Here is an 11,730-nt window from a genome sequence, read left to right on the forward strand (position 1 = left end):
CAAGGGTGAGGAGGCCGATCGCGACGACCGTTCCCGCAGCCCGGAATATCAGTTCGGCGCGTGCGCTTTGACGAGGCGAATAATCCGCGCCACGGCAGAGGGGATCGGGGCGATGATTGGGACGGTGAACATCGGCTGAAGCTCGCGCGCGACCTCACCCAGCGGGCCGCCGCCGATGATGACCGCCTCGGCCCGGTCCTGCGCGATGCAGGCCTCGACCGCAACGGCAAGGGCCGCACGCAGCCGCGCCGGATCGCGCATCAACTCTTGCGGATCGCTATCAGCGAAGCGCGTGCCGGTGTAACGCGATCGCAATCCCAGTGCTTCTGGCAACGCATCGATCTTCGCGCCCAGCAGCGGCGTCGTGGTTGCCACGCCGAAGCGGCGGCTACCTTCGGCCGCCTCCAGCATCGCAGCCTCGCCAATGCCGGCCGCGGGCAGCGTCATGCTGGCCTTGATCCCGGCCAGACCGGGATCGCCGAAGGCGGCGACGATGACGCCATCGCAGGCAAGCCGATGCGCTCGCGCGATCTCCTCGACTTCAGGCGCAGACGCATCCAGCGCATCCGGCGTCACGATCATCTGCGGCGCGCGGGTGGCGGTGGCGCCGACGATGTCGAAGCCGTCGGTAGCGGCAGACTTCGCAATGGCGACCATCATCGCGGTGGTCGCCTCAAGACTGTTTGGATTGATCAGGAGGATGCGACGGCCGGCCATGCTATCCGCCCGCCCGCGCACGCGCGCCGATCTCCTGGAAGATAGCGGTGAGCTCGTCGACCTCGTCCTTGTCCTCCTGCGGCTTGATTCGCTGCTCCATCTCCTCGAGGTGATGACGCATGGCCTGAATCGCACCGGCCTTGTCCCGGGCGAGAATCAGTGCCCCGATGTCGGGGTGGGCTTCGGGCGAGCAATCCGGTTCGCCCGGCTGCTCGAAAGTCGCGATCGCCAGCGACGTCCTCAGCATCAGTTCGCGTGACATATCCAGCAGCACGCGGTTGCCCGCGAGCTTGGCGACCAGGATGTGGAATTCCGCCGTAAGCGACAGCGAGGCCCAGCGGTCGTTGCGGTCGTGGCGCGCCTCCAGCTCCATGTGCGCCTTCAGCTCGGTTTTGCCGAACTTGTCCAGCCGATCGACCGCCGCGCCCACCGTAGCTGTCTCGAGGATGCGGCGCGCAGCGAAAATGTCCTGGGCCTCCTCCCAGCTCGGCCGGTACACGAACGCGCCACGGTTGGGGATTTGCATCACCACCTTGCGCGAGGCGAGATGCGCCAGCGCCTGGCGGATGTGAATCCGCGTAGTGCCAAACGCAGCCGCGAGCTTGTCTTCGCCAAGCTTTGCCCCCGGCTTCAGCCGCTTCTGGCTGATCGCGGTCAAAATGCCCTGGACCACCGGATCGTCATCGATGCTGCGCGGATCGAGGGGCTCGGGCTCCCCACGTTTTGGCTCGGGACGCTTCGGCTTGCGCTTGAGGGAACGGGCTCGCTTCATGCTTTGCTTTTACAGGGTTTTGCAATGTTGCCGCAGCCCATTTTTTGCACAAACAGACCACCATAATGTTTACAATATAGCCAATATATTGGCGCCAATTTTTGGCATCCAGAAAAAATAGCGCGCTTGCAATGAGTTGGCGAACGAGCCGGATTGGCACGGCGCTTGCTGACCCTCCTTCGTGTCGGACACACGAACGACGGAGCTGGCGTTGAGTAACACGCGCGGACATTCGCTTGATCTCCTGGACATTGGCCACGCGTTCGGCGCGACGGCTGCGCTGGACGAGATCAATCTTGCCGTCGCGGCCGGAGAGTTGATCGCGCTGCTCGGGCCGTCCGGCTGCGGCAAGACCACGATGCTCCAGATCATTGCCGGCTTCCTGCGTCCATCCAGGGGCGAGGTTCATTTCGACGGCGCGCGGGTCGAGCACATCCCGGCGAACCGCCGCCGCATCGGCATGGTGTTCCAGAACTACGCGCTGTTTCCGCATCTCACCGTGTTCGAGAACGTCGCCTACGGATTGCGGGCGCGCAAGACGCCAAGCGCCGAGGTTGCCGTGAAGGTCGAGCAGATGCTCGGTCTCGCCCAGATGGAGGGGTTCGCGCACCGGCTGCCCGGAGAGCTGTCCGGCGGGCAGTAGCAGCGCGTGGCGCTGGCGCGCGCGCTCGCGATCGATCCAGGCCTCGTCCTGCTCGACGAGCCGTTCTCGGCGCTCGACAAGAATTTGCGTCTCGACATGCAGATTGAGATCAAGAGCCTGCTGAAGACGTTCGGCGTCACGTCCATCATCGTCACGCACGACCAGGAGGAGGCGCTGTCGATGGCCGATCGCATCGTCGTGCTCAACAAGGGACGCATCGAGCAGATCGACAGCCCGGATGCGCTCTACGACCGCCCCGCAAGCCTCTTCATCTCGAGCTTCATCGGCCATACCAACCTGCTGCGGGGAACCGTGACAGAAAGGGACTGCGTGTTGCTGGATGCAGGTCCAGAGATCGACCTCGGGCGCTCCATGCAACGCCGGCGCGGTACGCCAGTGACGATCTCGGTTCGGCCCGAGAACATCTCGTTCAACGGCGGTGAACGCCCGGGCGCAATTCCCGTCACGATCCGCGCCACGGTGCCGCTCGGTGCCGTCAGCATCACCGAAGGCGTCACCGCCAGCGGCGAAGCCGTGAAAATCAGCCAGGCACGCGCCTCGGCCATGGCGAAGGTGCAGGCGGGATCGACCGCTTGGCTCGCGATCTCCGATGTCTCGCGCGTCAGCATTTTCAGCACGTCGGTCGACGGCGTCCCAAACCATCAGCAAAGGAGCCTTTGACATGAGCCTATCCCGGAGATCGCTGCTCGCCACCGGTTCAGCCGCACTCGCCGCGGCAAGCCTCGGATTACCGAGATCATCGCGCGCCGCCTCCTCGATCGTGGCGACGACCTATCCCGGCAGTTTCGACGAAGCGTTCCGCGCCGTGGTCGGACCGGCCTTCAAGAAGAACGGCAGCGTCACATTCACGCCACTGCTCGGCGTTGATCAGATCGGCAAGATCCAGGCTTCGCGCAACGCACCACCCTTCGACGTCGTACTGTTCGACGAAGGGCCACTGATCCCGGCGATCGCGAGCGGTGTCCTGGAAAAATTCCCGGTCGAACAATCCAAGTCCTATGCCGACATTCCGAGCGTGTTCCGCCATCCCGACGGCTACGCGCCCATGATCACCGTGCAATTGATCGGCATCGCGTATAACCCGAAAAAGATCACGACGCCGCCGACCTCGTGGGAGGACCTGTGGAAGCCCGAGTATAAAGGGCGCGTCGGCATCACCGGGCTCGGCTCGAGCCTCGGCACCGCGTTCATGGTCGAGATCGCGAAGCTCAACGGCGGCTCCGAGACCAACATCGAGCCGGCTTTCGAAGCCATCAAGAAGCTCTTGCCGAACGTCGGTGCGATCGCGGCCTCGCCCGGCGCGCTGGCTGCACTGTTTCAGCAGGGCGAGATCGATATCGCCTTCAATTTCTGGAATAACGTCGCGCTGCTCGCGGCCAAGGGTGTCGATATAGCCTTCGCCAAGCCGAAATCCGGCGCCGTCGTGATACGCACCAGCGCGCAGATCGTGAAGAACAACCAGGATCCGAAGCTGGTGCTCGACTATCTGGACACCGTGATGTCGGTCGAGACCCAGAAGGGTCTCGAGGCCACGCCATGGGTGATGATGCCGACCAACGCGAAGGTGCCATTGACCGGCGCGAACCTCACTGTCGCCAAGAGTGTCGACGACCTCGTCGCGAACAATGTCCTGCTCGACTGGACCAAGTTCCAGCCGCTGCGTGGCGAATGGATCACCCGCTTCAGCAAGGAAGTGAAGATCTAGATGACGCCGGCGGCCACGACCGCATCCAGACAATTGCTGCCAGTGGTTCCTCTGGCAGTAATGTTCTTCGCAGCCTTCGTGCTGCCGCTGGCCGCGCTCATCGTGGTCAGCCTGTTTCGCACGCCGCAATTCTCAGATCTGTCGCTGGCGCAATATCTGCATTTCTTCTCCGACCCGTTCAGTATCAAGGTGCTGTCGGATACGCTGTGGCTCGGCGCGGAAGTCGCGCTGGCGACGTTGATGTTCGCCTATCCGCTCGCGCTCGTCTATGTCGCGAGCGGCCAGTTCATGCGCACCCTCATCACCTTCCTGATCATGCTGCCGCTCCTGACCAGCACGGTGGTGCGCACCTTCGCCTGGATCGTCATCCTCGGCCGTGACGGCATCATCAACTCGGCGATGCTGTCGCTCGGGCTCTGGCAGGCGCCCGCCCGGCTGCTCTATACCTGGGAGGGCATGGTTCTGGCGCTGACCCAGATCCAGCTTCCTTTGATGGCGCTGCCGGTCATCAACAGCCTGCTGCGGCTCGACGGCAATCTGACGCGGGCCGCGGAAGGGCTCGGCGCAAGCCGCGCTCGTATCTTCCTCACCGTCATCCTCCCGCTGACCCTCCCCGGCGCCATCGCCGGCTGGCTGCTCGTATTTGCTGCCGCGGCGACCGCCTTCATCACCCAGACGCTGGTCGGCGGCGGACGCATCATCCTGATGCCGTCCTACATCTACCAGCAGGCCGTCGGCGTGCAGGACTGGCCGTTCGCGGCCGCGCTGTCGCTGATCTTCACCCTGGCCGTGACCGGCATCGTGTTTGCCATCGGTGCGCTGTCCCGCCGCTACGTGCGAGGCGTAGATGCGGCGTAGCCTCACTGATCGCGTTTATTCGGGCGTCGTTGGAACGATTACCGGCTTCGGGATGCTGCTGCTGCTGGCACCAACGCTGGTCGTTGTCATCATTTCCTTCACCGGCGGCATCACGCTAAAATTCCCGCCGCCGAGCTGGTCGCTGCGCTGGTATGTCGAGCTCCTGCAATCACAGGAGATCATCGAGCCGGCTCTGACGAGCCTCAAGGCCGCGGCGGCTGCGACGATCCTCTCCGCCGTGCTCGGCGGCGCCGCGGCCCTCGGGCTTGCGCGCAGCAGGCTTAAGATCGCACGCGCTCTGGATGCACTGTTCATGTCGCCGATGGTGCTTCCCGCGATGGCATTCGGCCTGTCGCTGCTGCTGGTCTTCAACCTGCTCGGCATCCGGCTGTCGGCGGCCACGCTGGTACTCGGCCACACCATCATCTGCGTACCCTTCGTGATCCGGATGGTCGGCGCGTCGGTGCAGCAGCTCAATCCGGTGCTGATCACCTGCTCGCTCAGCCTCGGCGCCAGCCAATGGTACACGTTCCGCCGGGTCACGCTGCCGCTGATCCGCCGCGGCATCGTCGCGAGCTGTTTCGTCGCATTCCTGACCTCGTTCGACAACGTTCCGGTGTCGCTATTCCTGGCCGACGCACGCACCGAAGTCCTGCCGATCAAGCTCTGGGCCATCCTCGAAGGCAGTCTCGACGTGCGCGTCGCCGCCGTCTCCGGCGTGATCGTGCTGGTGACGCTCGTCGGCCTCGTCTGTGCGGAAATCTTCGGTGGCGTCAGCCGCCAGATCGGGAGCCGCTGACCATGCCGATCGAACGCGATCTGCGCGGATATGGCCGGACCCGCCCGGATATCGTCTGGCCCAACGGCGCCCGCGTCGCGGTGTCGCTGGTGGTGAATTTCGAGGAGGGCGCCGAGCTTGCCGTGGAGCAGGGCGACGCCGAGACGGAACGCTATGGCGAGGTCGCCTCGACCCTGCCGCCGGCCGTTCGCGATCTCGTGCAGGAACAGGTGTTCGACTACGGCATGCGCGCCGGCCTGTGGCGCTTCCTCGACGCCTTCGCCGATGCCAAGATCCGTTCGACCTTCATGATGTGCGGCCGCGCGGTCGAACGCGTACCGGAGCTTGCCCGCGCCGCGATTGAGGCCGGGCACGAGCCGGCGGTGCATGGCTGGCGCTGGCTGCCGCACGCGCTCTACGGCGATGCCGAGACCGAGCGTCGCGACATCGAAAAGACGCGCGACGTCATTGCCCGCGCAACCGGCGTCACACCGGTCGGCTTCATGTCGCGCGGCAGCCAGAGCGCCTGGACGCGCGACCTCTTGATCGATCTCGGCCTCGCCTACGATTCCAACGCGCTCGACGACGATCTGCCCTATTGGTGCCACTCGCCGCAGGGCTCGATACTGATCCTGCCCTACAGCTTCGACACCAACGACATGAAATTTTTCCATCCGAACGGCTTTGTGCGGCCGGGGGATTTTTCGAGCTATGTCAGGGCTGCGCTCGCGACGCTGGTCGAGGAGGCCGAACGTGGCCGTTCCGCGATGCTGTCGGTCGGCTTTCACTTGCGCATTTGCGGTCGTCCTGCACGATTCCGCGCGGTGAAGGCCATTCTCGCCGAGCTTGCGCGGCTCGAAGGCCGCGTCTGGGTCGCAACACGCGCCGACATCGCGAAGCACTTTCGCGATGTCGCAGGCGGCGGGTCACGTTAGGCCGCCCGCACCCCCCGCAACGAAGGCGCTGACCTCGTCCTGGAGCGGCCCGCTGCATCTCACGCGCCTCGTTGAAAACGTCGCGGACCACGGCCTGCAGGCTCGGCTCGAACCTGCCGGCGAGATCAGTCATCGTCTTGCGCTTCTCGTCGTCGGCCTTGCTCTTGAGCTCGTCCTGCTCGGCATGCATCTGGCGCGCGGCGGACGCATTGTCCTTGAACCCTCTTGAGAATTGCCGGCCGGAAGGGTCTGATAGGCTGCGGAGTAAACCTCTGCCGAGCCGAACCCGGGACCTGAACGGCATGACCATGTCGGTCGAGCAATTGTGGAGCCTGCCGGAAACCGCGCTGGTCGGCGCCTACGCGGAAGCGCGGCGCCGCTATGCGGGGAAGAAGTTCGAGCGCGACACCCAGCGGGCGCGGCTGGAATGGATGCGCGCAAAGCTGTTCGTCAACACGCCGGCAATGTCACCGAGCGCAAGATGGCGGTCGACGTCTCGGAGGAACTGGCGCGCAAGGGCCAGGAGGTCCGCGAGATGACGCGCGATCTCGACATGCTGAAGATCGAGGTCGACGTGATCGACACCATGATCCGGCTCCGCGGCGCCCAAGGCGCTTCCCCGGTCCATGCCGAAGAGGCGGCCGAGAAGCCGGCCGAGCCGGAGGGGGAGTGAAATGGCGGCGTTCCGGGGAAGCTGCATCGGAGCTACGGGCCCTCCCCATCCATAACGCACCCTTCCATGATCTCATCCAGCTCGGCGCGCGAGAGAACGCCGAGTTCGGCGATGAAGACGATCCGCGCCCGCGGCACGCCCGGCGCCGGCGCATCGCCGGGCGCCAGCGTCGCGCGGCCGCCGGCGAACTGAAACACCATCAAGCGCCCGGGTTGCTCGACGGTCTCAAACAAGCCTTTCGCGCGCGCAAGCTTCGGCGCCAGACGGCCGATCGCTTGCTGCAAGCGCGGCAGCGAGATCGGCCGCTCCGAGGTCCAGCTCAGCGTCTCGAAGCGCTCCTCCGCCGGCCGCCGCGGCCCCGGCTCGCGCGGCGCGGGTGTGCGATCAACCACCGCGGGGAACAGCAGCGCCGCGGAAATCTCGCCATGCCGCGCTTCGACCACCACGGCGGGGGCGCGCAGCGCGCGGATGGCTTCGCGGATCCGGGCACCCGCCCCTTCGTCCGCCAGATCCAGCTTGCTCAACGCGACAATATCGGCGACGCGCAACTGCGCGCGCAGCAGCCCGTCATCCAGGGCGGGGAGCGGTGTCGCCGCGTCCATCACGCAGAGCACGGTTTCCAGCGGCGCCTCGCGCAGGATCACCGGGTCCATCAGATTGCGCACGATGTCGGAGGGATCGGCCACGCCGCTGGTTTCGATGACGATGTATTCTGGCTTCGGATCGCGCCGCAGCAGCGTCGAGAGCGTACGCAACAGGTCGCCTTCGAGCGAGCAACAGATGCACCCGTTGGCGAGGCTCACCACGCCGTCGCTCGCGCCCGCGATCAGCTCCGCATCGATGTTGATCGCACCGAAATCGTTGACGACGGCGGCGATCCGCCGCCCGTCCGCATGCGCCAGCAAGTGGTTCACGATCGTCGTCTTGCCGGCCCCCAGAAAGCCCGTCACCAGGAGAATGGGGACCGGCATCTGTCAGCCCTCGACGACGGGCCGACGCACCGGGCGGCCGGGCCGCGCCGCCACGTCCAATACGCCGTCCGTGATGAGCGGCTCGCCGCTGACCACGAGATGCCGCACGCCTTCGGACGGGCGGTTCATCGCCGTAAATGTCGCGCGGTCCGAGAGCTTCTCGTAATCGAACACCACGATGTCGGCATCCGCGTCCTTCGCAAGCCTGCCCTTGGCGCGCATCGCGAGCGTGCTTTGCGACAGGATCTGCGCAGGGATTAGCGCGCATTTGCCGACGCCTTCCAGCAGCGACACGGTTTTGCGCTCGCGCACCCACTCGCGGATGAATCTTGTGAAACAGCCGGCCGAGCGCGGATGCGAGGTGGCGTCGTCCGGCAGCGGCCAGGCGTCGCCGGTGTAGGTTTTGCCGTCCGACAGTGTCCACGGCATCGCATCGGACGCGATCGCGCCGCCGGGATAGAGCACGGACATGTCGAGGAGATCACGGTGGTGCGCGTTGTTCTCGGTGTCGAGGATGTGCCACAGCACCAGCGAGGACGGTTCTTCGGCCTGCGCCTTCAGTAGTTCCTCGCGGTCGTGGAAGCGGTAGCCGTCGGTCACGCGCTGCACGGAATCATAACCGGTGCCGTTGCGCTCGACGAACTTGGGATCGCTGAAGAAGGCCGCCGCCAGCACAGTCGAGCCGGTGCCGTAGGGATAAGCCTCGACCGTAATGGGCAGGCCCTGCGCCTGCGCTTTCGCGATCAGCACGCGGCAACGCTCGATGTCGGTCTTGCTCGACGAGTTGAAATGGCAGATGTGCATGTGCGCGCCGGTCGCGCCGGCATAGCCGATCAGGCGGATATAGGCTTCCGCCGCGCTTTCGGGATCGATGCGGGACATGTAGGCGACGTGGGTGAAGGTGGGCACGTCCTGCTTCGCCGCCAGCTGGCAGACCGCAGTCAGCTCCTGCACGCCGGCGCCCGGTGCGTACGCGTTCAAAATGCCGATGCCGATGCCGCCTTCGTTCAGGCCGCGCGCGAGACGCTCCAGGATGCCGGCCACTTCCGCGTCGCTCGCGACGTTGTCCATCCAGCGGCGGTCGCGCATCGCGTTGCCGAACGCCTCCAGCGAGCTCTCCGCGTTGGAGCCGGTCATCGCGCCGATGCGCGCAAAGGCCCAGTTGGTGGCGGCGCCATAGTTCAGCACGCGACCCTTCCTGGCCTGGCGCTCGTACCAGGATCCGACCGGCAGCACGCCGGCCTCGAGATCGAGCGTCGTCGTCACCCCGTCAAAGGCTTGCATGCGGTCTGCCGGGATCGACTGGCCGTGCGCGTGCAGGTCGATGAAGCCGGGCGCGACCACCAGCCCGGTCGCGTCGATCACCCGCTCGGCGCCGCCAAGCGAGGAGCCGACGGCGGCGATCTTGCCGTCCACCACCGCCACGTCGCCAATAGCATCCATCCCGCTCGCGGGATCCACCACCCGGCCACCGCTGATCACCAAACCGCCCATATCGTCACTCCGAAAAGCAAATGCCAAAACCTCCAAAGGCCCGGCTGCAGCTTCGGAGGAACGTCGGGGCGCATAGAGGCAGATTTTCGGGACAACGACCACCTCCGCTGATGCCGACGCATCATGCTCGCATGGGAGGTCCGGGCACATGCTTGCGTTCTCGCGGCATGTTTGGCCCGAGTCATGCGCTTCTCATCACACCCTCTCGCAAGAAAAGGGCGCAGGGAAGACCGGGCGCCGGCTGGCACCCACATAACCCCCATGCGATGATGATGCACACGCAATGCACAGGGGAGACACAGGGCAGCCAAACGTCCGGCCTTCCCTGCGCAGTGGTTTGACGGCCTATGCCGTGCTCTCCCCGGAGACGAATTCCTTCTTGCCTCCGTCGCTCCCGCGAAATTCACGGCACCGCGCCGGTTGGCGCGATGACGCCTTCGCAAAGGCTTGACCGTAGCAACGACGGCCAGGACCACACGGTTTCGCCGTACGCAGGCACTTCCTGCTTCGCCGTAGGCTGCGCAGGACATGCCCGCTTCGCCGACGCCTCGCAGGATTTGAGCGCCGTCCGTCGATCGCGGTTCGCGCCATGCTCACGAGGTTCATCTCGCCCTGCATGCCAAGACCCGCCTTTAACGCCGCCCGCGTCCACCGCAATCCCTGCCCGCGTTCGTGACGACGTACGACCGCCCCTTTGGTGGGCTGGGATGGCCCGACATATACGACAAATCCGAATTTCGGTAAAGTGGAATATTTCTACAGAAGGGGATTGACGACGGAATTTCGGACTGTTTTGCTCGACAGGCTGCGGCGTTCCGGGCTCTTGGCGATCACGGCTAACCACCCCCGGGGCGTCGATCAGCACAGACGAAGGCATTCGGCTCCGAGGCACAACGCTTCCTTCAGAACAAGCCACGACTTCTTATGCTGTTGAAATTGATGCATATTCTCTTATATTCAAGTAGAGATTAAGCGTTTGCAGCTCACAAGCTATGCTGCGTCTGGAAGAACCATCGTTGTTGTTCGTTTCCATTGAGACGCCGTGTACAAATCGATGTCAGCATAACTCGACCGAGTACCGATCCTTGAAACAGATGAACAGCTCCATCCTTGTTCTGACGACCGTGAATGCGCCGTACAGCAAAAAGCTGGACGCGCAAGGGCTCGTTCATTGTCTGCTCGACCCCGTTGCAGCCAAGGATGCCTGCGGTCCGATGTCGTCATTCTTTGGAGATGTTGACCCCGAACTACAGATCGCTTTCGCCCAGATGCACGGCATCACGGATGCGCAGCTCATTGCCGCAGCGAAGACATTTGCGGCGTACTCGGGTCAGACTTACCCACTCGCGGTGTGACCGTGCAGTCGGATTGGACGCAGCTACTCCGAATAGCACTCGCAATGATCCAGCAGGTCAACTCCGAGGAGCAAATCATCGATCATTAGACGATCGGCGGCGGCACGGCCATGATGCTCCAAATCGATCATCGGGACAGTAACGACATCGATATCTTCCTCGCGGACGCCCAGCAACTCTCGTTTCTCGACCCGCAGAAGCGCGACTTTGATTTTGATATCCGGCCGAGCGACTACACCGGCGACGGCTCACGCTTCCTGAAGCTCGGATTTGAAATGGGCGAGATTGATTTCATTGTTGCGCGAGCATTGACATCGTCGCCGACGATGCAAGCAACCGTGGACGGGGAGACGACTCTGCTGGAGACGATTCCCGAGATCATCGCCAAGAAAGTCTATTACCGTGGAGCACGCATTGCACCACGCGATATCTTCGACATCGCGGCGGGGAGCGAGACACAAGCGGATTCGATTATCGAGGCGCTACGAGCCTATCGCGACGAAGTGGCGCAAGCTCTGATTGCGATCGAAAAGCAAAATCCCGATTTTGTGAATGCAGCTATCTCGCAACTGCGGATCAAGCCCCCGTACCTCACGATTGCAAAAGCGGCAATCGAGAAAGCCAAAGAGGTTCTTGGCGCCGTGTGAGTGTATTTGCACCACTAACTACCGCCAGCGTCATGTTGACCGCTGAGAGGTGAAGAGTTTGGTGCACTGGACTGCACCCCTCAAGTGAGACACGATAATCTCGGTGACAGGGCGGTTGCCACGACGGGTTATCGTGCCTTGTTGTGCGCGAACACGGCTTC

General features: G+C 64.0%; 12 protein-coding genes and 1 pseudogene. 9 read left to right on the forward strand and 4 right to left on the reverse strand.

The window, feature by feature from the left end; all coding sequences use genetic code 11:
* Nucleotides 1-48 precede the first annotated feature (48 nt).
* Both ABIB73_RS36930 and ABIB73_RS36935 read right to left on the reverse strand, forming a co-directional pair.
* Nucleotides 49-717 carry an aspartate/glutamate racemase family protein gene (locus ABIB73_RS36930; protein ID WP_354232346.1) on the reverse strand — a complete coding sequence of 223 codons (669 nt, stop codon included), beginning with the start codon at nt 715-717 and terminating at the stop codon, nt 49-51.
* 1 nt (nt 718) lies between these two features.
* Nucleotides 719-1,489 (reverse strand): GntR family transcriptional regulator, encoded by a 771-nt coding sequence (locus ABIB73_RS36935; RefSeq protein ID WP_354232348.1) that lies wholly within the window; start codon nt 1,487-1,489, stop codon nt 719-721.
* Between the two features lie 181 nt (nt 1,490-1,670).
* Between ABIB73_RS36935 and ABIB73_RS37680 the strand changes: the two are divergent.
* The 7 genes and pseudogenes from ABIB73_RS37680 (at nt 1,671) to ABIB73_RS36975 (ending at nt 7,102) form a co-directional block, all read left to right on the forward strand.
* Nucleotides 1,671-2,813 (forward strand): annotated as a pseudogene (locus tag ABIB73_RS37680) (ABC transporter ATP-binding protein).
* A gap of 1 nt (nt 2,814) precedes the next feature.
* Nucleotides 2,815-3,858 carry an extracellular solute-binding protein gene (locus ABIB73_RS36950; RefSeq protein ID WP_354232354.1) on the forward strand — a complete coding sequence of 348 codons (1,044 nt, stop codon included), beginning with the start codon at nt 2,815-2,817 and terminating at the stop codon, nt 3,856-3,858.
* Nucleotides 3,859-4,716: an ABC transporter permease gene (locus tag ABIB73_RS36955; protein WP_354232356.1), complete on the forward strand. Its 858-nt coding sequence runs from the start codon at nt 3,859-3,861 to the stop codon at nt 4,714-4,716.
* Nucleotides 4,706-5,515, forward strand: a complete 810-nt coding sequence (locus ABIB73_RS36960) for an ABC transporter permease (protein WP_354232358.1) — start codon at nt 4,706-4,708, stop codon at nt 5,513-5,515. Before ABIB73_RS36955 ends, ABIB73_RS36960 begins: the two co-directional genes overlap by 11 nt.
* 2 nt (nt 5,516-5,517) lie before the next feature.
* Nucleotides 5,518-6,429, forward strand: coding sequence for a polysaccharide deacetylase family protein (locus tag ABIB73_RS36965; protein WP_354232360.1), 912 nt, complete (start codon nt 5,518-5,520; stop codon nt 6,427-6,429).
* Nucleotides 6,404-6,658, forward strand: a complete 255-nt coding sequence (locus ABIB73_RS36970; protein WP_354232362.1) for a hypothetical protein — start codon at nt 6,404-6,406, stop codon at nt 6,656-6,658. The genes ABIB73_RS36965 and ABIB73_RS36970 overlap by 26 nt, the downstream gene beginning before the upstream one ends.
* Before the next feature lie 198 nt (nt 6,659-6,856).
* A complete protein-coding gene (locus ABIB73_RS36975; RefSeq protein WP_354232363.1) occupies nt 6,857-7,102 on the forward strand; it encodes a hypothetical protein in 246 nt (81 codons plus the stop codon).
* Nucleotides 7,103-7,134: 32 nt separating this feature from the next.
* On the opposite strand, the gene ABIB73_RS36980 is transcribed toward ABIB73_RS36975, so the two are convergent.
* Together ABIB73_RS36980 and ABIB73_RS36985 are read right to left on the reverse strand one after the other, a co-directional pair.
* Nucleotides 7,135-8,073, reverse strand: a complete 939-nt coding sequence (locus tag ABIB73_RS36980) for a CobW family GTP-binding protein (protein ID WP_354232365.1) — start codon at nt 8,071-8,073, stop codon at nt 7,135-7,137.
* A gap of 3 nt (nt 8,074-8,076) precedes the next feature.
* Complete coding sequence (locus ABIB73_RS36985; protein ID WP_502918485.1) at nt 8,077-9,594, reverse strand: amidohydrolase family protein; 1,518 nt, start codon at nt 9,592-9,594, stop codon at nt 8,077-8,079.
* A gap of 1,067 nt (nt 9,595-10,661) precedes the next feature.
* On the opposite strand from ABIB73_RS36985, the gene ABIB73_RS36990 reads away from it, so the two are divergent.
* Together ABIB73_RS36990 and ABIB73_RS36995 are read left to right on the forward strand one after the other, a co-directional pair.
* Complete coding sequence (locus ABIB73_RS36990; RefSeq protein WP_354232371.1) at nt 10,662-10,922, forward strand: hypothetical protein; 261 nt, start codon at nt 10,662-10,664, stop codon at nt 10,920-10,922.
* Nucleotides 10,923-11,014: 92 nt separating this feature from the next.
* Entirely contained in the window at nt 11,015-11,569 is a 555-nt protein-coding gene (locus tag ABIB73_RS36995; protein ID WP_354232373.1) for a nucleotidyl transferase AbiEii/AbiGii toxin family protein, read from the forward strand.
* The last annotated feature ends 161 nt before the right edge of the window (nt 11,570-11,730 follow it).

The sequence above is a fragment of the Bradyrhizobium sp. F1.4.3 genome (assembly GCF_040548375.1).
Classification (GTDB): Bacteria; Pseudomonadota; Alphaproteobacteria; order Rhizobiales; family Xanthobacteraceae; genus Bradyrhizobium.

Coding starts and splice junctions, on each gene's coding strand:
- ABIB73_RS36970 (WP_354232362.1), top strand. CDS start 6,404: ATGTCGCAGGCGGCGGGTCACGTTAGGCCGCCCGCACCCCCCGCAACG.
- ABIB73_RS36935 (WP_354232348.1), bottom strand. CDS start 1,489: ATGAAGCGAGCCCGTTCCCTCAAGCGCAAGCCGAAGCGTCCCGAGCCA.
- ABIB73_RS36980 (WP_354232365.1), bottom strand. CDS start 8,073: ATGCCGGTCCCCATTCTCCTGGTGACGGGCTTTCTGGGGGCCGGCAAG.
- ABIB73_RS36975 (WP_354232363.1), top strand. CDS start 6,857: ATGGATGCGCGCAAAGCTGTTCGTCAACACGCCGGCAATGTCACCGAG.
- ABIB73_RS36990 (WP_354232371.1), top strand. CDS start 10,662: ATGAACAGCTCCATCCTTGTTCTGACGACCGTGAATGCGCCGTACAGC.
- ABIB73_RS36965 (WP_354232360.1), top strand. CDS start 5,518: ATGCCGATCGAACGCGATCTGCGCGGATATGGCCGGACCCGCCCGGAT.
- ABIB73_RS36950 (WP_354232354.1), top strand. CDS start 2,815: ATGAGCCTATCCCGGAGATCGCTGCTCGCCACCGGTTCAGCCGCACTC.
- ABIB73_RS36955 (WP_354232356.1), top strand. CDS start 3,859: ATGACGCCGGCGGCCACGACCGCATCCAGACAATTGCTGCCAGTGGTT.
- ABIB73_RS36960 (WP_354232358.1), top strand. CDS start 4,706: ATGCGGCGTAGCCTCACTGATCGCGTTTATTCGGGCGTCGTTGGAACG.
- ABIB73_RS36930 (WP_354232346.1), bottom strand. CDS start 717: ATGGCCGGCCGTCGCATCCTCCTGATCAATCCAAACAGTCTTGAGGCG.